The sequence below is a fragment of the Pseudomonas sp. REP124 genome, from assembly GCF_020164475.1.
In the GTDB taxonomy this organism is placed as follows: Bacteria; Pseudomonadota; Gammaproteobacteria; order Pseudomonadales; family Pseudomonadaceae; genus Aquipseudomonas.
This window is the reverse complement of sequence record NZ_JAIQWX010000025.1, coordinates 1-17359: the sequence shown is the minus strand read 5'-3', so window position 1 is coordinate 17359 and position 17359 is coordinate 1. Positions and strand designations below refer to the sequence as shown.

Genomic DNA, 17359 nt, shown 5'->3' with positions numbered 1-17359 from the left:
GCATGAACCCGGGGCTCGAGGACATTCTGAGCGAGGGGCTGGCGGTGGTGTTCTGCGGGATTAATCCCGGCCTGCTCGCCGCCGCCCAGGGCCATCATTTTGCCGGGCGCGGCAATCGCTTCTGGCGCACCTTGCATCTGGCCGGGTTTACGCCTGAGGAGGTGCGCCCGGAAAACGACCGGTCGATCCTGCAATATCAATGCGGTCTGACCGCCGTGGTCGAGCGACCGACGGCCCGGGCCGATCAATTGTCGAATCAGGAGTTTCTGGAATCGGCGGTACGTTTTGAAAGGAAGATCGCCCGCTATGCGCCGCGTTGCGTGGCGTTTCTGGGCAAGGCGGCGTATTCGGCGTTATCGGGGCAGCGGAAGGTGGCGTGGGGGCTGCAGCCCCGGACCTTCGGCAATGCGGCGGTGTGGATATTGCCCAACCCGAGCGGCCGGAATCTCGCGTTCAGCCAGGCTCAGCTCGTGGACGCCTATTGCGCGCTCAGGCAGGCGACGATCGGTGGCGATCAGTAATTCATGCCGTCGTCGATGGCGATGCCTTGGGCACGCATGTCCTTGATCAGCTCGCCTCGGGTGCCCGGCAGGTTGAGCATGGTCTCGGCGCGCAATGCGGCGACTTCATCGGCGGTGTAGGGTTGGTAGTGCTCGGGCACGCTCTTGCCCGCCATGCCGTCTTCGCGCATCAGCCAGTTGAGCAGGTCCGCCAGTTGCGCATTGTTCAGCGCCGACTGCGACATGCCTGGCACACGCACCAGGAATTCGCGGCCACCGGGGACTTTCAGGAAGTTGCCGACAAAGCCTTTCATGCGCGGCGTGTCGTTGGCGGCCGAACCCGTGCCGTCGCCCAGATGGCAACCGGCACATTGCAGCTGGTAATTCACGCCCACGCTGTAGCCGGCCTGGCTGATGGGCGTCTGCGGAGATTCGTTGCCCGGTGCGTGGCCTTGATTCGGGTTGGGAATGGCCCGGGCGTGAGCGAGCGGGGCGATGAAAAGGCAGGCCAGGCTGAGGATTAACAGATGACGCATGACAAACCCTTCTTGTTGTTATGCCCTGAACCTGTAGGAGCGAGCTTGCTCGCGATGGACGCCAGAACACCGCGGGGCGTCAGGATGCCAGCGTTATCGTTGACGACCATCGCGAGCAAGCTCGCTCCTACAGTTGTAAGAAGGCCGGCTACCGAGGTAACCGGCGGTGAATCGCTTAAACCGCCACACCCCGAATGATCGAAACGGTGCAGTGGTAGATGTGCGATTTGGCGGCCAGGCACCAGTTCACGTCGTTGTTGTTGAACGGGCGGTAGGCCGGTTCTTCACTGTCGTTGCGGGTACAGGCGCACTGGGCGCAGCTCTGCTTACCGCAGCAGTCGTTGTACGAAATGATGTAGTCCTTGCCGTCGGCCGGGTTGCGGCAGGTGCCGATCCAGGTCACTTGCGAGGCCTCGGTGCCCGGAGGGCAGGAGGTCACCGAACCACCGCAGCAGCTGCACAGAAAGCCGTCGATGGAGCAGTAGCGCCAGTAGTCGCAGCTGTTCGGATCACCTGGATCACCGGCTTTCGGATCGGTGGCCGCCAGGGCCTTGCTGGTACGGTCCAGCGGCAGCAGCAGGGGCAGGGCGGCACCGGCCACCATCAGCGAGCCCATGCGCGACAGCAGTTTGCGGCGCGAAGTAGTGTCGGCAACACGGCGCGAGGAGCGCTCGAACAACAGATCCAGCAGTTTCATGAAGGTCTCCCTGCCTTATCAGTGGCTATGGCCGTGGCTGTGGTCGTGGGCGTGGTCATGCTCGCGTGGCTGAGCATTCAGGTACTGCTGCAAAGTGGCGTGCTTGAGGTGTTCCACTTCGAACAGGCTGTCCAGGTGTTCGCGGGAGTTCACCAGGCCCTTGGCGCGCAGGGTGCCGGCCTTGTCGATCAGGGCGGCGTAAGGCAGCTTGCCGATCTGGTAGGTCATGCCCACTTCCGGACCAACCACATAGGTGGCGTCTTCGAGTTTGTGTTCACGGATCAGCGCTTGCTGGGCGTCCATGTCGCCATCGCTGACGAACACCACGTCCAGGCTGTTTGCCTGTTCCTTGGCGATGGATTTGATCGCCGGCAGCAGCGATTTGCAGATCGGGCAGGTCGGCGAGAGGAAGAACAGCAGTTGCGATTTCTCGCCGGCATAGCCGAAGTTCACCGGACGACCCTTGCGGTCCGAAGCGGTGATTTGCGGAGCCGGTTCGTTGACCGCCACGCCCTTGTCGACCATCAGCGCGCCGGCCGGTGCCAGGCGACCGTGCAATACGCCGATCTGACGAACCAGGCCCATGACGACGAACGCCACGGCCACCAGCAATACCCAGAGCAGAACGTTGGAAACTATCAAGCCTTCCATTTTGATTACCTACCAATCAATTTGAGCAGAAGAGGGGAGTTCGCCAGCAGGCCATCGGCCGCGGCGTAGATGAGCAGGGCGACGGCGGCGGAGGCCAGCGTCACGAAGCCATCGAACACAGTCATGTCGCGAAGCACCGGCGCCACGCTGGCCAGCAGCGCCACGGCCACCAGCACGCTGTTGCGCAGCAGCAGGACCGGGCGCAGCGGTTGCGCCTGGTCGGGACCTGCACAGCCGCAGTCGATGTCGCGACGACCGCGCCACAGGTTGATGCCGATGGCGGCGGCGTACAGCGCCAGCAGGCTCGCCGCGCTCAGCGCTGCCCAATGCCGGCTGACCGGCACCAGCAAAGCGAAGGCAATGGCCAGTTCCAGGAACGGCACCAGGCGTGCGACAGGGCGCACCAGTCCCTGAGGCAGCAGCTGATAATCAGCCAACTGACTGGCGAAGCGCGCCGGTGCCCGCACCTTGTGAGTCGCGGCACTGGCCAGCAGCACCGCGATGGCGATGGCGCTGGCAATGATGAAGATCGGATCTGATTGCATGGCCGAACCTCTTAGTAGCTCATGACCTGAGTCGCGGTTTTCGCGACCTTGGCCATGGCACCGGTGTGCTGGTTGGTCTTGAGGTCGAAAATCTGCAAGCCACCTTCGACGTCAGTACCCAGCAGCAATGGTTTGTCGTCGCCGGTGGCCTGCATGCTCCAGATCGGAGCCGGGGCTTCCAGGGTGGCGATTTTCTTGCCGGTCTTGAGGTCGAAGGCCCAGATCAACGGGCTTGGGTCTTCCCATTTCATTGCTTCGTGGGCGTCATGCATCAGCACGTACAGGCGATTGAGCTTCGGCGCGACCGCCATCAGCTGCCAGCCGCCCGGCGCCCAGCCGGCTTTCTTTTCCTCGTCGGTGGTCAGCGACCAGCTCGGCAGGATCTTCGGTGCATCGCCACTGAAATCCACGGCGCGGATGGTGCCGGTGGTCGTGGTGAAGTAGTAGGTGTCGCCGACGTTGACTGCGCGCTCCACCAGTTTCTCCGCGTTCGGATCAAAGAACGGCGTGCGGCTGCGCGCAGTCTCCTGGCCCTGATCGTTGAGGGTCACCACTTGCAGGCTGCCGTCGCCGCACAGCGAGGCGAAGCGGCGCTTGCCGATCGGGTAGTTGAGCACGCAGCCAGGGATCGCGATTTCGGTGGCGACGGCCTTGGTCTGGGTATCGACCACGGTCACCGAGGTCGACGGGGTGAAGTTGTAGATGTAGACGAAACGGTCATCGCCGCTGGTCTTCAAGCCGTAGCGCTGGGTCAGCGACTCGGCGCGCTTGTTCGGAATCAGCACTTCCCAGGCCGGCGACAGGGTCGAAGTGTCCCAGGCGGTCAGCACGTCGGTGCGGGTGCCACGGGTACCGCGGGAGTACCAGATGTCAGCGGCGTAAATGGTCTTCTTGTCATGGCTCAGGGCCGAAGGCGCGGCAAAACCGGTCGGCACCATGCCCAGCACGCGTTTCTGGTCAGGGTCGACCACGGTGACACGACCGGCGACGAAGCTTTCGAACTCCACATCCACGACAAACGCGCGGTGCGGCTCGGCCGGGAAAGCCAGGGTGGTCTGGCCGATACCAGTGTCTGCGGGCAAATCCGCACGGGCACTGTTCAAACCGAGTACAAGCAGGCTCAGGCCTAGCGCTGACTGTACGGAGATCCTGTTTGTTCGCATAAGGGGAACTTCCTGAATTGTTGGTAACGCGGATCGCGGGTGAGTGGGCAGATTTTGACGATTGAATAGTGCCTCGCCCGGCAATCGGGGGAATTGCGCTGCCTGCCAAGAGATTGTGTATGTGTGCCAGTGTCATGAAACTTGTGGTGGGGGGTGGTAAGGCGGGGATTTCGGAGGTGGCGGAGGCAGTGCCGTATATCTGGAAGATATACGGCGTGTAGACATTAGCTACACAAGCGTCGTAGAGTCGATGGCACTACCTTCGGGAGAATTCACGATTTCCAGCGTTTGAAACGTGTTTTGAAAATCAGGCCCGAGACTCTCCAGCATTCTTGGGGAGTCATAAAATGAAAAGTAATCGCATGGTTGATGCGTTAGCTCCTTAGCGGATCCATGCTAAAAATCTGCGCCCTCAGATGGGAAAAGAATCATGTCCGCTACAACCGAACGTCTTGAAAAGTCCAAACCCGTTCCAATCAACATGAGGACGGACGAAAAGAAACGCAGCCTGATCGATCTGGCCGCTGCCATGTCCGGTCGTGATCGAACCAGCTTCATTCTGGAAGCGGCTTGTCAGAAAGCAGAAGAAGTCATTCTGGAAAAACGTTTGTTCCTGCTCGACGACGATGCATTTGACGCATTTGAACAGGCCATTGAGGCGAATCCGCTCCGAGGTAACGAATGTCTTCACCAACTTCTCGAACGTCCAAAACGGTGGAGTTGAGTGCTCCGGAAAGACTCAACGACCGGCACCTCTTCGAAGGGTTCGACTCGGGCGAACCCTCCATCAATGAATACCTTCTGAAGCAGGCACGCAAGGCGCAAGCCGCCAAACACGCGGTTGTCTACGTTTGTCGCCGCAAAGGAACACAGATCGTCGCGGCTTACTACACCTTGTCGAGCGGGTCCGTTGCACGCGCCAACGTCGTTCCGAAAAATCATCAACGCAACTCACCCAGCGTTCATCCGGTCACTCTGCTGGGCCGCATGGGAATAACGCTGGAAGCTCAGGGGCAAGGTTTTGCTATCGACTTGCTGCAAGACGCCATCGAGCGGGTCATTTCAGCATCTCAATCCATCGGGTCCAGCGCACTTATTGTTCATCCGCTCAATGAACGCCTCTCGAATTTCTACATCAAGTACGCAGGGTTCATACCTTGTCCGGGAATCACGCCCATCACATTGATGTTGCCGCTTCGGTAGCTCTGTATTGCGCACAGCATTTTTCCAGGGGCTGCACCTTCAACATCAATGTCGCCTGACACTCCGCCTTCGCGGGCAAGCCCGCTCCCACAGGTTCGTGGGTGTACGCAAATTCTGCGACCAACCAGGATCACTGTGGGAGCGGGCTTGCTCGCGAAGAGGCCGTTACATTCAGCGCAGATGTTGAATGTGCCGCCGCCATCGTGAGCAGGCTCGCTCCCACAATGGACAGCATTTCCTCTGTAGGAACTGTCGAGTGAAACGAGGCTGCGATCTTTTGCCTTAAGGCTCAGGCGACAGGGGCAAGGTAAAGCCGAACACCGCCCCGCAAGGCTCAAGATTCTGCGCCCAGATATCACCCCGATGCCGGCCGATGATGTTTTTGCACAGCGCCAACCCGATTCCGTTGCCGCTGACTTTGGACGAGAAGAAGCCGTCGAACAGTTTTTCCTGGGCTTGGGCCTGGATGCCGCGGCCGCGGTCTTCGATGCGGACCAGGGCCATGCCGTCGTCGGTGCTGGCGTGGATGCGCAGCACGCGGCGTTCGATGGGCAGGTCGGCCATTTCTTCGATGGCGTTGAAGGCCAGGTTGAGGATCACCTGACCGATCAGCACTTTCTCGCAACTCACCAGCAGCGGCCCGGGAGCGGTGATGACGTCCACCTTCACCAGGCTCGGGTCGGCGCGCAGGCTGATGAAGTAACGGGTTTCGCGCAGCAGTTCGTTGAGGTCGATCAGCTCTTCGCTCTGCTCCAGCTTGACCACGTATTCGCGCACGCTCTTGATGATCACCGAGGCGTGCTCGATCTGCCGCACGGCGCTCTGCAAGCCCCAGGTGACACCCTCGTCGACACCACTCGCATTGCCCAGGCGAATCACCGCGCCCTCGATGAAATTGCGTGTCGCCGCAAGCGGCTGGCTCAGTTCGTGGGCAATCGCCACGGCCATCTCGCCCATGGCGTTATAACGCGCCAGGTACTCGAGCTTCTGCTCGCTCACCCGCCGCGCCTCTTCAGCCTGCACCTGCTCGGTGACGTCACGGAACAGCAGCAGATGCCCGTTCAGATCATCCTCGATTTCGATAGAACGGCAGGTCGCGTCATGCCAGCGCCACTCGCCGTCGCGCCGCTGCACCTTGTAATGCACGCTGAACGGTAAGTGCTCGGGTGTCTCGGTAGACAGCTGCTGCAACAGTCGCTGGCGCGAAGACTCGTCGCACCAGGCGAGGAAGTTCTTGCCGATCAGCGTGTGTTCTTCGCTATTGAGCAGGTTCGCGCCGGAGTCGCTGATAAACCGGATCTCACCCTCCGGCCCCAGCACCGCCACGCCCTCGGCCAGATCCTGCATGAACGCCTTGAGCCGACTTTCGAAGCGCTTGAGGTCGCGTTTGACCTTGTCTTCCTTGGAAATGTCGCGGAACTGCACCATCAGTACATCGCGATCCTTGAGGTGCACCAGGGTCGCCACGGCCTCGGACAGAATCTCCACCCCTTGTTTGGAGCGATAGCACCACTCGATGGCGCGCTGCCCCGTGCGCGCCGCGCCCTCCAGCCAGCGCAAGCCCACCGAACGCCGGTACTTGGGGGCATCGCGGGTCATGTCCGGAGCCTTGAGCGGCGTCAGTTCCTCAAGGGTAAAGCCCAGCGCCGACAGGGCCGCGGCGTTGGCCCAGAGGATCTCCTTGCTGTGGGCATCGTGAAGAATGATGCACAGCGGCATGGCTTCGATCAGGGTGAAAAAGTCGTTCTGTTCAGGCAAGTACATCGCACAGCCCTTGGCGGCAGGGGTCGGGGACCGGTGGAACCGGAAGTATGGCTTTTTATACCGGCTCGCGCGAAGGGACGCGCTCAGAGGTAACCGGGGGCGGACTAGGGGTTTTCTTTAGGTGGGGGGCTGCACGCACCAATAGTTGCGTGCCGATGGCGTTTTTACACTGGGCTCCAATGCAGGGAGATCCACCCGACCCCTGTAGGAGCGAGCACGCTCGCGATGGTCGTCAACGATAACGCTGGCTGCCTGACACCCCGCGGTGCTCAGGCGTTCATCGCGAGCATGCTCGCTCCTACAGGGGTTCAGCGGTCGCCCCAACAACAATAAGCAAAACGGAGAAAGCCCATGCTGCGTTCAGCGGTCGCGCAACAAGACGCTCTGATCGGCGTTGACGACAATGGCGTCGACAGCCTCGCCTTCGCCCAGGTACTGGAAGAAGTGCGTCAGCGTCGCGACGAATTCGACAGCCGCTCCCATGTGCCACGGGACATGATCGAGCGCTTCAAGCAGGTGGGCATCTACCGTGCCGCCACGCCGAAATGCTATGGCGGCGACGCCCTGGCGCCGGCGCGTTTTCTGGAGATGATCGAACGCATTTCCGAAGCCGACGGTTCCGCCGGCTGGGTCGCCAGTTTCGGTAGCGCCGGTGTCTATCTCGCCGCCTTGCCGCCAGAAACCCTGGCCGAACTGTACGCTGACAGCCCTGACCTGGTGTTCGCCGGCGGCCTGTTCCCGCTGCAACCGGCCGAAGCGGTGGACGGCGGCTGGCAGGTCAACGGCACCTGGAAATTCGCCAGCGGCTGCAAGGGCGCCGACCTGCTCGGTGTCGGCATCGGCGCGGCGGGCGGCAAGCCTCGCACCGCGGTGTTTCGTCCAGAGCAGGTGGAAATCATCGAAAACTGGGACGTGGTCGGCCTCAAGGGCACCGGTAGTCACGACCTGCGCGTGACCAACAAGCACATCGACGAGCGCTGGACCTTCATCCGTGGCGGTGCCGCGACCATCGACGAACCGCTGTTCCGCTACCCGTCGATCGCCTACGCCGCGCAAGTGCTGGCTGTCGTGAACCTCGGTCTGGCCCGTGCAGCCCTCGACGAAATCAGCCGCATGGCCAACGGCGGTGGCATCACCGGTGCGCCGAAACTGTCGGACCGCGCTTACGTACGCATCGAAATCGCCAAGGCCGAGGCCAAACTCGCCGCCGCCCGCAGCTTCTTCTACAGCACCACCGAGCAGGTCTGGGAATCGATCCTCGCCGGCAACCCGGTCACCCCGGAGCAGACCAGCCAGCTGCGTCTGTCGGCAATTCACGTCTCCCAGGCCGGCGCCGCCGTGGTGCAGAGCGCCTACAGCCTGGCCGGCACCACTGCCATTTACCTGCGCCATCCGCTGCAACGCTACCTGCGCGACTCGATGGTGGTGACCCAGCACGCCTTCCTCAGCGAAGGCCTGTACGACGGCGCGGGCTCGGTGTTCCTCGGCGTGCCGCCGTTCCCTGGCTACATCTGATCACCTATTCAAAGCCACTTATTCAAGGATTCACCTCATGACCCAAGCTACCCAGGAACCGTTGCGCGTCGTCTTCTGCATCGGCATCACCCAGAACTTCTTCGACCTGCCGACCGGCGAAGGCCTGAGCGTTTGGAAAGGCTTCAGCAAGATGATGGCCGACCTTGGTGCCATGCCCGGCATCAACGTGCTCGGCGCGATGGATGACGACCGCCTGATGGTCGGCCCATCCACTACCTCGCCATGGACCGTATACATCATGGCCGACGTCGACTGCCACCAGTCGGTGATCGACGCCTGCAACCTGTTCCGCACCACCCCGGTGAACGAGTACAGCCTGTGGCGCTACGCCAAGGTCGAAGCGCGCATCGGTCGTCCGCTGACCATCCCTGATGCGGCCAAGGTGTAAGCCATGAACGAGGCCTTGCTGCAGCGTCTGGCGACGCTCGAAGGAGAAAGCGCGGTGCGTCGCCTGATGGCGCGCTACATGGACCTGTGCGATGTGCCGAGGGCGCAGGCCCTGGTCAGCGAACTGGCCGAGCTGTTCTGCATCGACGCGATCTGGGAAGGCATCGGCACCCAGACCGCGCAGACCTTCGGTCAACACCGTGGGCGCGAGGCCGTGGCCGCGTTCGTCGGCGGCTACCTGCCGCCGTCGGATCACTTCCGGCTGAACCTGCATTACCTCACCAGCGAGTCGATTCGGGTCGACGGCCAGAGCGCGCAGGGGCAGTGGATCATGCAGCAGATTTCCACCTACGCCGATGGCCGCAGCGAGTTGTTCGGCACCCGCCTGAACATCGATTTCCGCTGCGTCGACGGCACCTGGCTGATCGCGCATTTCCGTACGCAACGCCTCTTCAATACGGAGCTGAACGCATGAGCACCTTCATCAGCGAATTCCTCCTCGGCGGCAGCGGCAAGCGCGTTGCCATCAAGGACTCCATCGACATCGCCGGCTACCCGACCCGTTCCGGCAGCCGCGCTTTCGCCGATGCTGCGGCGGCGACGAAAAACGCCGATGTCGTGGACGCGATTCTCGAAGCCGGATGGCAGATCGTCGGCAAGACCAACCTGCACGAGCTGGCGTTCGGCGTCACCGGCATCAACGACTGGACCGGCACCCCGATCAACCCGCAGGCCCCTGACCGGGTGCCGGGCGGTTCCTCCAGCGGTTCGGCGTCGGCCGTGGCCGCAGGCCTGGCGGACATCGCCATCGGCACCGACACTGGTGGTTCGGTGCGCGTACCGGCAGCCTGCTGCGGTATCGCCGGGCTCAAACCGACTTATGGCCGGGTCAGCCGCGTCGGTGCGCATCCACTGGAATCGAGCCTGGATTGCGTTGGACCGTTCGCCAGGACCATGGACGATCTGATCGCCACCATGCAGGTCATCTGCCCGGGCTTCAACGTCCAGGGCCTGCCAGGTGAAGGCGCCAAAGTCGGCTTCCTCGACGTGCCCTGCGACGCGCATTTGCAAGCCAGCCTCGGTGCCGCTGCCGACCGCGCCGGCTGGCGTCGCAGCCACCTGCAACTGAGCGAATTCGAAGCCGCGTTCGTTGCCGGGCTGACCGTCATCAATTTCGAAAACTGGGCCGCGTTCGGTCACCTGACCGGCAAGGGCCTGATCGGCGCCGACGTGGAAACCCGTCTGCTGGCGGCTGCCCGTACCACCCGTGAAGAACTCGCCGAAGCCGAAGCCGTGCGCCGCCGCTTCACCCATCAGGTAGACGCCGCGCTGGAAGACTTCGCCGTGCTGCTGTTGCCGACCCTGCCAACGCTGCCGCCGACCCTCAGCGAGGCCCGCGCCGGCAGCAAGGCGGTGGCCGGCATGACGCCGCTGGTGCGTCCGTTCAACTTGAGCGGCCATCCGGCGCTGACGGTGCCGGTGGAACTCGATTGCGGCGGGCTGAAAGTCGGCCTGCAGATCGTCGGTCGCAAAGGTCAGGACGAAGTGGTCTGCGCCTTCGGTGCGCAGCTGCAACAGAGCATGGTCGGTTAGCCCCCGGCTCCATAACCCAATCATAAAAAGAAGCCATGAGGAGAACCGCATGAGCACTCATGAATACCGGCTGATCGCGACGTCGAAAAGCCCCGAAGAGCTGGTCCAGCACGACCGCGTCGACGTCTCGCTGTACAACGATCCGGCGCTGTTCGAAGCCGAGCTTGAAAAGATTTTCTACCGCACCTGGGTGTGGGTTGCCCACGAAAGCGAAGTGCGCAACAGCGGCGACTTCAAGACCGCCATGGTCGGCCGTCGTCCGGTGATCGTCGTGCGCGACAAGAAGAACAACATCAACGTCCTGGAAAACCGTTGCCGCCACCGTGGCGCCACCGTGTGCGAAAAGCACAAGGGCAACGCCACCGGTTTCACCTGCCCGTACCACAGCTGGTCCTACGGCCTGGACGGCAAGCTGCGCGCGCTGCCGTACCCGGACGGTTATGAAGGCATCCTGGAAAAATCCGAGCTGCCACTGACCAGCCTGCGCGTCGAAAGCTACGCCGGCATGATCTTCGCCAGCTACAACGACGACATCGAACCGCTGGAAGACTTCCTAGGCGGCGCCAGGCACTGGATGGACCTGTTCATGAAGCAGGGCGCCGGCTACCCGATCAAGACCCAGGGCGAACACAAGTTCAGCTTCAAGGGCAACTGGAAGATCCAGCTGGAAAACACCACCGACGGTTACCACTTCCCGATCGTGCACAAGTCGTTCATGTCGTCGGTGGATGAAGAGACCTCGGAAATGCTCTCGTTCATGACCGACGAGCAGGCCGTGACCCACTCCCTCGGCAACGGCCACAGCGTGATGGTGATGGTGCCGGAGCACGTCGACCTGGATCACGACGACGGCACCGAGCAGTTGCAGGAACGCTTCGCCCACGTCACCGAAGAGCTGTCCAAAACCATGCCGCCGGAGCAGGTGCGCCGCATCGTGCGCTCGCTGCACGGCGCCGGGTTCAACCTGAACCTGTTCCCCAACATCGCCATGTCGATGTCGTTCTTCCGCGTGCTGCGTCCGGTGTCGGTCACCGAAACCGAGATCCGTCACGTGGCCCTGGGCATGGACGGCGGCCCGGAAATCGCCAACCGCGAGCGCATGCGCATTCACGAACACTTCCAGGGCCCGTTCGGCTTCGGCAGCCCCGACGATGCCGAGGCCTGGGACCGCGTGCAGCGCGGCTCCTATGCCGGCGTCGACGCGCCGATTCTGGTCAACCGCGGCCTGAACCGCGAAATCACCGCTGAAAACGGCGACAAAGTCAGCCACGCCACCGACGAAGGCGGCATGCGCGGTGCCTACGACATGTGGAAAAGGATGATGAGCCAATGAGCAATCACGACACCCTGAACGGTTTTTCCGGCCCGCTAGCCCAGGCCATCGAATTCATCTGGCGCGAAGCCGAGCTGCTGGACCACAAGAACTACGCCGAGTGGGCGACCCTGTGGAGCGAGAGCGGCAAGTACATCGTGCCGATCGATCCGGACACCGAAGACTTCGAGGCCACCCTCAACTACGCCTACGACGACGCGCGCATGCGAGACCTGCGTATCGAACGCCTGACTGCCGGCTACTCGCCGTCGGCGGTGGACGCGGCGAAAACCATTCGCACCGTCTCGCGTTTCCGTCTGGTGGAAGCGGCCGGCGATATCGTCGAAGTCAACTCGGCGCAGTTGCTGTACGCCTACAAGCGCGGCGTGCACACGCCGTTCGTGGCCGACCTGAACCACCGCATTCGCTTCACCGACGGCGTGCCGAGCCTGGAGCGAAAAGTGGTGCGCCTGATCAACTCTACCGACAGCCTGAGCGCGCTCGGCTTCCTTTTGTGAGGGCAACAACATGAGCCGAGTAGCCCTTGTAACAGGTGCCTCGCGCGGACTGGGCGAGTGCATCGCCCGCCGTCTGCATGCGGCGGGTTATCGCGTCGGCCTGTCCGACGTGCAGATCGAAGGCGTGCAACGCCTGGCGCTGGAGCTCGACAGCACCGGCGCCAGCGCCATGGCCATCGAGTTGGATGTGCGCAGCAAGGCGGATTTCCAGCGTGCCCGCGACCTGCTCACCGAGCGTTGGGGCGGCAGCGACATCCTGGTGAACAACGCCGGGGTGTCGAAAGTCGCGGCGCTGATGGACATCACGCCGGAAGAGTTCGATGAGTCGATGGCGATCAACCTGCGCGGCACGTTCGTGGCCTGCCAGGTGTTCGGCGCGCACTTTGCCGAGCGCGGCTTTGGCCGCATCGTCAACATCGCCTCCCTGGCCGGGCAGAACGGCGGCACCGCCACCGGCGCGCATTACGCGGCGGCCAAGGGCGGCGTGGCGACCCTGACCAAGGTCTTCGCCCGTGAACTGTCGCCACAAGGGGTGACGGTCAACAGCATCTCGCCGGGTCCGCAGGACTTGCCGGTGGTGCGCGAGTCCGTGGCGCCGGAGCGTCTGGAGCAAATCCTCAAGATGATCCCGACCGGCAGCCTGGGCGACCCGACGTATGTCGCCGACACCGTCCTGCTGCTGATCGCCGAAAACGCCGGCTCCGTCACGGGGGCGTGCTGGGACATCAATGGCGGGTTGTTCATGCGCTGAAAGGAGATCTGTGGTGGATGGGATTACTTGTGGCGAGGGGGCTTGCCCCCGCTGGGCTGCGAAGCAGCCCCAAAACCATCCGCCGCAGTCCTTCAGATACACCGCGTGGAAAGGATTTACGACTGCTGCGCAGCCGAACGGGGGCAAGCCCCCTCGCCACAGGAACCCACCCATTCTTGGGACCGTGGCTGACTCAAGACTTAACCGAAACAACAGAATTCAGGTGATGCAATGATGAAGGTGAAGATCGAAAGGATCGTCGACGAAGCGCTGGATATCCGTTCCTTTCGCCTCGTGCGCAGTGACGGCCAGCCGCTCGACACCTATGAGCCGGGCGCCCACGTGGACCTCACGGGGCCGACCGGTGTAACCCGCCAATATTCCCTGTGCAGCCCGCCCGAAGATCGCCGCGCCTACCTGGTGGCGGTGAAGAAGGAAGCGCAGTCCCGTGGCGGCTCACTGGCGCTGCATGAGCAGGTGGAAGAGGGCATGGAGCTGGAAATGGGGGCGCCGCGCAACCTGTTCCGCCTCGATGCCGGTGCCACTGAACACGTACTGTTCGCCGCCGGTATCGGCGTCACGCCGCTGCTGAGCATGGCCTATCGCCTGGCCGAGAGCGGTCAGCCGTACCGCCTGCATTACTTCGCCCGCGCGGCGCAGTACGCGGCCTTTACCGAACTGCTGTCGACCCGATTCGCCGACAACGTGGAATTCCACTACGGCGTCGAACCTTCGGACCTGGACGGCGCCCTGAGCGAATGCCTGGCCCGCGCCGGCGGAGATGCCCACGTCTACACCTGCGGCCCGGCGCCGTTCATGAACAAGGTGGTTGAAGTCGCGTCGCGCAGCCGTTCCGATGACGCCATCCACCTTGAGCACTTCGCCGCTGACCCGGCCGCCAACAGCGCGCCGACCGGTAGTTTCGAAGTGGAACTGGCCAGTTCCGGCGTCGTACTCCACGTGCCAGCCGAAAGCAGCCTGGTGGATGTATTGCAGGCCCACGGTTGCGACATCGACACCGAGTGCCGCGAAGGCATTTGCGGTACCTGCATCGTCGAAGTGCTGGACGGCTTGCCGGAGCACCGCGACAACTGCCTGTCGAACAAGGAAAAGGCGTCCAACAAGCAGATTTGCGCCTGCGTATCCCGGGCACTTTCCGCTCGTCTGGTATTGGACATCTAAGCGCTTTCAAGGCTGGAAAGCCGACGCCGGAGCCTGTTGAATGGGCGCCGGCGGCTGTCGAGGGAAGAGACGGCGTCTGTCGAGGGAGGAGACGGCTGGAATACGAAGCATTTTTATCGAACCGCTCGACGAAGCGGTCGAAAAATAACAACAAAGACACGTGAGGCTCTGCGGACATGATTACGGCATCGACAGTGCGCAATGAGGCATTCGAAAGCTGGCTCAGCCAGGTCAACCAGGCCTGCGGGCGTTTCGACGCCCGCGCGCTGGACACCGATTTTTATGGCGAGCTGGCGGAATTCCGCAGCGGCGCCATCAAACTCAGTGTGGTCGACATGGCGCACGTGCACCTGTATCGCTCCGACAAGGACGTCAGCGTCAGCAGCGACGGCCATTACTACGCGGTGTTCCAGATGCGCGGCAGTTCGCAGCTCGAGCAGGGTGACAACCGTGCGCAACTGGGCTGCGGCGACATCGCCCTGATCGACGCCAGCCGCCCCAGCGACATGACCTACAACCACGATTCGCGCCAGCTGTCGCTGATCCTGCCACGGCAGGTGGTGGAGCGTGGTTCGCATTTCTCGGCGGTCAATTGCGCCACCCGTATCGGCGCAAACAACCCGCTGGCGGCCATGGCCAACAAGCTGGTGCTGGAAACCCGCCAGCAGGAAGGCTTGGACATGCAGGAAAGCGAAGCGGTGCTCGACGCCCTGGTCAGTCTGCTGCTGCCCGGCGTAAGCGCCCGCGACATCGCCGGCGATGCCCATGAACGGCAATTCCGCAAGATCATCGCCTTCATCGACGAACACATCAGCAACGAAGAACTCTGCCCCGAGCTGATCGCCCGTGAGGTGGGGGTTTCGGTGCGCGGGCTGTACCGGATGTTCTCCAAGCGCGGGCTGGTGGTGGCGCAATACATCAAACACCGGCGCCTGGATTTCTGCGCGGAAAACCTGCGCCGCTCGGATGTGGAGCAGAAGCTGTCGGCACTGTGTTATGCCTGGGGTTTCTCCGACTCCAGCTACTTCTCCTCGGCGTTCAAATCACGCTTCGGCGTATCCCCGGGCGCCTACCGCAAGCGCTATAGCCAGAACTGACACCGCGTCATCGTTCATCGCGAGCAGGCTCGCTCCCACAGTGGATCTGTTGTGAACACAAAATCCGTGTCCAACACCGATCACCTGTAGGAGCCGAGCTTGCTCGCGATGGCGTAGTGTCAGTCGCCATAAATACTGGATCTGCCGGCCTCATCGCGGGCAAGCCCGCTCCCACATTAGTTCTGCTGTGAACACAAAATCAGTGCACGACAGCGGACCACTGTGGGAGCGGGCTTGCTCGCGAAGGCGGTCTTGCAGCCACCGCAATGGTCAGGGCAAGGTGAGCCTCAATGCCTCACCGGCTCCTCACCTGGCAAATGCAGCACCTCGCGCACCAGCATGGCAATGCTGCTCACGCCCATCTTCTCCTTGATCTTGGTGCGATGCACATCAACGGTCTTGACGCTGATGTTCAGCTCCCGGGCAATCACCTTGCTGGCCTTGCCATCGATCACCAGCATCAGCACCTCGCGCTCGCGGCTGGTCAGCAGGGCGAGCTTGCCTTGCAGGTTCTGGCGCTGCTGCTGGTCGGCCTGGGCGTGCACGGCGGCCTTCAGCGCGGCCTGGATGCGGTCGATCATCTGCTGGGGGTTGTAAGGCTTCTCGACGAAGTCCAGGGCGCCGTTCTTCATCGCCGTGACCGACATCGGAATATCGCCATGGGCCGAGACGAAGATCGTCGGCAGGGTGCTGCCGCGCTGGTTGAGGATCTCCTGCAACTGAAAGCCGCTGGTTTCCGGCATGCGCACGTCCAGCACCAGGCAGGCGGGCTGCTGGGGATCGTACTGGCTGAGGAACTCATCGGCGCCGGCAAAGCACTGCGCCTGGACACTGACGGACTCCAGCAACCACGCCAGCGAGGTGCGCAGGTCCTTGTCGTCGTCAACGATGTAAACAATCGGTTTGCGGGTTTCCATCAGGGCTGCCACGAAATTCTAGTTATTGTTCTCGCACGCGAACGCGCGGCACGCATCGGCTCTTCTTTTTGGAGCCAGTGAGCAGGATAGCCATTGTGACCAGCCCTTGCGATAAAGAAACCACCTAGTCGACTAGCGGAAAGCCTACCTCGGTGTGGGGATCGTCAGAATGGTTGCGCGCGGACTCGAGCCTTAGTCTTGTTCCATCACCTACGGGCCGCAAACCAGCGGTCCTCCTGAAGGAAGGGGCACCGACATGGCCGACCTGAGCCAGCAGCAAATCGACTTTCGCAACGCCATGGCGCAGTTGCCGGCGGCAGTGAACATCATCACCACCAATGGCCCTGGCGGTCGTTGCGGCATCACCGCCAGCGCGGTGTGCTCGGTGACCGATTCGCCACCCACCGTGCTGGTGTGCGTCAACCGCAACAGCACCACCCACGACGTGTTCCGCACCAACGGCCATCTGTGCGTGAACGTGCTGTGCGGTGAACAGGAGGAACTGGCCAAGCACTTCGCCGGCATGACCAAAGTGCCGATGGAAGAACGTTTCGCCTGGGACCTGTGGGACGACGGCGCCGCCGAAGTGCCGGTACTGCGCGATGCGCTGGTGCAGCTGGAAGGGCGGATCAGCGAGTGCAAGGAAGTGGGTTCGCACTCGGTGATGTTCGTGGAGCTTACCAAGGTCGGCGTGCGTGAGCCGCGGGATAGCCTGGTTTACTTCAACCGCCTGTTCCATCGTCTGGATCATGCGGCGGCGGCCTGCTGAAGACCGCGTTATCGTTCATCGCGGGCAAGCCCGCTCCCACAGTGATCTTCAGTGAACGCGGAATTTGTGTTCGAAGGAGATTCTTGTGGGAGCGGGCTTGCCCGCGATGGCGTTGGATCAGTCGCCATCCATTTTGAATTTTCCGGCCTCATCGCGAGCAGGCTCGCTCCCACATGGGATCTGGTATGGGCACAAATTCTGTGTTCGACGCAGAACTAAATGTGGGAGCGGGCTTGCT

The 17359-nt window shown here is 62.3% G+C and carries 20 protein-coding genes; 13 read left to right on the top strand and 7 right to left on the bottom strand.

Annotated elements, in window-relative coordinates; translation table 11 throughout:
• The first annotated feature begins 2 nt into the window (after nucleotides 1–2).
• Nucleotides 3–521 carry a G/U mismatch-specific DNA glycosylase gene (gene mug / locus K9857_RS08875; protein ID WP_224534942.1) on the top strand — a complete coding sequence of 173 codons (519 nt, stop codon included), beginning with the start codon at nucleotides 3–5 and terminating at the stop codon, nucleotides 519–521.
• Here mug and K9857_RS08870 read toward each other — a convergent pair.
• The 5 genes from K9857_RS08870 to K9857_RS08850 all read right to left on the bottom strand — a co-directional run bounded on the left by K9857_RS08870 (nucleotide 515) and on the right by K9857_RS08850 (nucleotide 4092).
• On the bottom strand, nucleotides 515–1036 hold the full coding sequence (locus K9857_RS08870) for a cytochrome c (RefSeq protein WP_224534940.1): 522 nt from the start codon (nucleotides 1034–1036) through the stop codon (nucleotides 515–517). The two genes, mug and K9857_RS08870, sit on opposite strands and share 7 nt — an antisense overlap.
• A 175-nt stretch (nucleotides 1037–1211) precedes the next feature.
• Nucleotides 1212–1733 (bottom strand): methylamine dehydrogenase light chain, encoded by a 522-nt coding sequence (locus K9857_RS08865; RefSeq protein WP_175379780.1) that lies wholly within the window; start codon nucleotides 1731–1733, stop codon nucleotides 1212–1214.
• Nucleotides 1734–1751: 18 nt separating this feature from the next.
• Nucleotides 1752–2384 carry a methylamine dehydrogenase accessory protein MauD gene (mauD, locus tag K9857_RS08860; protein WP_224534938.1) on the bottom strand — a complete coding sequence of 211 codons (633 nt, stop codon included), beginning with the start codon at nucleotides 2382–2384 and terminating at the stop codon, nucleotides 1752–1754.
• 5 nt (nucleotides 2385–2389) lie between these two features.
• Complete coding sequence (locus tag K9857_RS08855) at nucleotides 2390–2929, bottom strand: MauE/DoxX family redox-associated membrane protein (protein ID WP_224534936.1); 540 nt, start codon at nucleotides 2927–2929, stop codon at nucleotides 2390–2392.
• Between the two features lie 11 nt (nucleotides 2930–2940).
• On the bottom strand, nucleotides 2941–4092 hold the full coding sequence (locus K9857_RS08850; RefSeq protein ID WP_224534934.1) for an amine dehydrogenase large subunit: 1152 nt from the start codon (nucleotides 4090–4092) through the stop codon (nucleotides 2941–2943).
• Between the two features lie 430 nt (nucleotides 4093–4522).
• Between K9857_RS08850 and K9857_RS08845 the strand changes: the two genes are divergently transcribed.
• Nucleotides 4523–4816 (top strand): DUF1778 domain-containing protein, encoded by a 294-nt coding sequence (locus K9857_RS08845; protein WP_224534932.1) that lies wholly within the window; start codon nucleotides 4523–4525, stop codon nucleotides 4814–4816.
• Nucleotides 4774–5295: a hypothetical protein gene (locus K9857_RS08840; RefSeq protein ID WP_224534930.1), complete on the top strand. Its 522-nt coding sequence runs from the start codon at nucleotides 4774–4776 to the stop codon at nucleotides 5293–5295. Before K9857_RS08845 ends, K9857_RS08840 begins: the two co-directional genes overlap by 43 nt.
• A 282-nt stretch (nucleotides 5296–5577) precedes the next feature.
• On the opposite strand, the gene K9857_RS08835 is transcribed toward K9857_RS08840, so the two are convergent.
• The gene (locus K9857_RS08835) at nucleotides 5578–7059 is read right to left on the bottom strand and encodes a PAS domain S-box protein (protein ID WP_224534928.1); all 1482 of its coding nucleotides are present in this window, start codon (nucleotides 7057–7059) and stop codon (nucleotides 5578–5580) included.
• Nucleotides 7060–7410: 351 nt separating this feature from the next.
• On the opposite strand from K9857_RS08835, the gene K9857_RS08830 reads away from it, so the two are divergent.
• From K9857_RS08830 to feaR, 9 genes are all read left to right on the top strand, one after another.
• The gene (locus K9857_RS08830) at nucleotides 7411–8574 is read left to right on the top strand and encodes an acyl-CoA dehydrogenase family protein (protein WP_224534926.1); all 1164 of its coding nucleotides are present in this window, start codon (nucleotides 7411–7413) and stop codon (nucleotides 8572–8574) included.
• 37 nt (nucleotides 8575–8611) lie between these two features.
• Nucleotides 8612–8983 (top strand): hypothetical protein, encoded by a 372-nt coding sequence (locus K9857_RS08825; RefSeq protein WP_224534923.1) that lies wholly within the window; start codon nucleotides 8612–8614, stop codon nucleotides 8981–8983.
• 3 nt (nucleotides 8984–8986) lie between these two features.
• Nucleotides 8987–9457 carry a nuclear transport factor 2 family protein gene (locus K9857_RS08820; protein WP_224534922.1) on the top strand — a complete coding sequence of 157 codons (471 nt, stop codon included), beginning with the start codon at nucleotides 8987–8989 and terminating at the stop codon, nucleotides 9455–9457.
• On the top strand, nucleotides 9454–10575 hold the full coding sequence (locus tag K9857_RS08815) for an amidase (RefSeq protein WP_224534920.1): 1122 nt from the start codon (nucleotides 9454–9456) through the stop codon (nucleotides 10573–10575). Before K9857_RS08820 ends, K9857_RS08815 begins: the two co-directional genes overlap by 4 nt.
• Nucleotides 10576–10624: 49 nt before the next feature.
• Nucleotides 10625–11908, top strand: a complete 1284-nt coding sequence (locus K9857_RS08810) for an aromatic ring-hydroxylating oxygenase subunit alpha (RefSeq protein ID WP_224534918.1) — start codon at nucleotides 10625–10627, stop codon at nucleotides 11906–11908.
• Nucleotides 11905–12405 carry an aromatic-ring-hydroxylating dioxygenase subunit beta gene (locus K9857_RS08805; protein WP_175379792.1) on the top strand — a complete coding sequence of 167 codons (501 nt, stop codon included), beginning with the start codon at nucleotides 11905–11907 and terminating at the stop codon, nucleotides 12403–12405. Before K9857_RS08810 ends, K9857_RS08805 begins: the two co-directional genes overlap by 4 nt.
• Before the next feature lie 10 nt (nucleotides 12406–12415).
• Nucleotides 12416–13156: an SDR family NAD(P)-dependent oxidoreductase gene (locus K9857_RS08800; RefSeq protein WP_224534916.1), complete on the top strand. Its 741-nt coding sequence runs from the start codon at nucleotides 12416–12418 to the stop codon at nucleotides 13154–13156.
• Nucleotides 13157–13387: 231 nt separating this feature from the next.
• Entirely contained in the window at nucleotides 13388–14338 is a 951-nt protein-coding gene (locus K9857_RS08795; RefSeq protein ID WP_224534913.1) for a PDR/VanB family oxidoreductase, read from the top strand.
• A 176-nt stretch (nucleotides 14339–14514) separates the two neighbouring features.
• Nucleotides 14515–15435, top strand: coding sequence for a transcriptional regulator FeaR (feaR, locus tag K9857_RS08790; RefSeq protein ID WP_224534911.1), 921 nt, complete (start codon nucleotides 14515–14517; stop codon nucleotides 15433–15435).
• 287 nt (nucleotides 15436–15722) lie between these two features.
• Here the strand turns inward: feaR and K9857_RS08785 are convergent, their stop codons facing one another.
• Nucleotides 15723–16352, bottom strand: a complete 630-nt coding sequence (locus K9857_RS08785; protein ID WP_175379434.1) for a response regulator transcription factor — start codon at nucleotides 16350–16352, stop codon at nucleotides 15723–15725.
• 256 nt (nucleotides 16353–16608) lie between these two features.
• Here K9857_RS08785 and hpaC point away from each other — a divergent pair, with 256 nt between their 5' ends.
• Complete coding sequence (gene hpaC, locus K9857_RS08780; protein ID WP_224534908.1) at nucleotides 16609–17121, top strand: 4-hydroxyphenylacetate 3-monooxygenase, reductase component; 513 nt, start codon at nucleotides 16609–16611, stop codon at nucleotides 17119–17121.
• Nucleotides 17122–17359 lie beyond the last annotated feature (238 nt).

Excerpts from the sequence above, each read along its gene's own strand:
- K9857_RS08870 (WP_224534940.1), bottom strand. The coding sequence starts at position 1,036 with ATGCGTCATCTGTTAATCCTCAGCCTGGCCTGCCTTTTCATCGCCCCG.
- K9857_RS08825 (WP_224534923.1), top strand. The coding sequence starts at position 8,612 with ATGACCCAAGCTACCCAGGAACCGTTGCGCGTCGTCTTCTGCATCGGC.
- K9857_RS08845 (WP_224534932.1), top strand. The coding sequence starts at position 4,523 with ATGTCCGCTACAACCGAACGTCTTGAAAAGTCCAAACCCGTTCCAATC.
- mug (WP_224534942.1), top strand. The coding sequence starts at position 3 with ATGAACCCGGGGCTCGAGGACATTCTGAGCGAGGGGCTGGCGGTGGTG.
- K9857_RS08830 (WP_224534926.1), top strand. The coding sequence starts at position 7,411 with ATGCTGCGTTCAGCGGTCGCGCAACAAGACGCTCTGATCGGCGTTGAC.
- hpaC (WP_224534908.1), top strand. The coding sequence starts at position 16,609 with ATGGCCGACCTGAGCCAGCAGCAAATCGACTTTCGCAACGCCATGGCG.
- K9857_RS08840 (WP_224534930.1), top strand. The coding sequence starts at position 4,774 with ATGTCTTCACCAACTTCTCGAACGTCCAAAACGGTGGAGTTGAGTGCT.
- K9857_RS08785 (WP_175379434.1), bottom strand. The coding sequence starts at position 16,352 with ATGGAAACCCGCAAACCGATTGTTTACATCGTTGACGACGACAAGGAC.
- K9857_RS08800 (WP_224534916.1), top strand. The coding sequence starts at position 12,416 with ATGAGCCGAGTAGCCCTTGTAACAGGTGCCTCGCGCGGACTGGGCGAG.
- K9857_RS08855 (WP_224534936.1), bottom strand. The coding sequence starts at position 2,929 with ATGCAATCAGATCCGATCTTCATCATTGCCAGCGCCATCGCCATCGCG.
- K9857_RS08815 (WP_224534920.1), top strand. The coding sequence starts at position 9,454 with ATGAGCACCTTCATCAGCGAATTCCTCCTCGGCGGCAGCGGCAAGCGC.
- mauD (WP_224534938.1), bottom strand. The coding sequence starts at position 2,384 with ATGGAAGGCTTGATAGTTTCCAACGTTCTGCTCTGGGTATTGCTGGTG.
- K9857_RS08820 (WP_224534922.1), top strand. The coding sequence starts at position 8,987 with ATGAACGAGGCCTTGCTGCAGCGTCTGGCGACGCTCGAAGGAGAAAGC.
- K9857_RS08805 (WP_175379792.1), top strand. The coding sequence starts at position 11,905 with ATGAGCAATCACGACACCCTGAACGGTTTTTCCGGCCCGCTAGCCCAG.
- K9857_RS08850 (WP_224534934.1), bottom strand. The coding sequence starts at position 4,092 with ATGCGAACAAACAGGATCTCCGTACAGTCAGCGCTAGGCCTGAGCCTG.
- K9857_RS08810 (WP_224534918.1), top strand. The coding sequence starts at position 10,625 with ATGAGCACTCATGAATACCGGCTGATCGCGACGTCGAAAAGCCCCGAA.
- feaR (WP_224534911.1), top strand. The coding sequence starts at position 14,515 with ATGATTACGGCATCGACAGTGCGCAATGAGGCATTCGAAAGCTGGCTC.
- K9857_RS08835 (WP_224534928.1), bottom strand. The coding sequence starts at position 7,059 with ATGTACTTGCCTGAACAGAACGACTTTTTCACCCTGATCGAAGCCATG.
- K9857_RS08865 (WP_175379780.1), bottom strand. The coding sequence starts at position 1,733 with ATGAAACTGCTGGATCTGTTGTTCGAGCGCTCCTCGCGCCGTGTTGCC.
- K9857_RS08795 (WP_224534913.1), top strand. The coding sequence starts at position 13,388 with ATGATGAAGGTGAAGATCGAAAGGATCGTCGACGAAGCGCTGGATATC.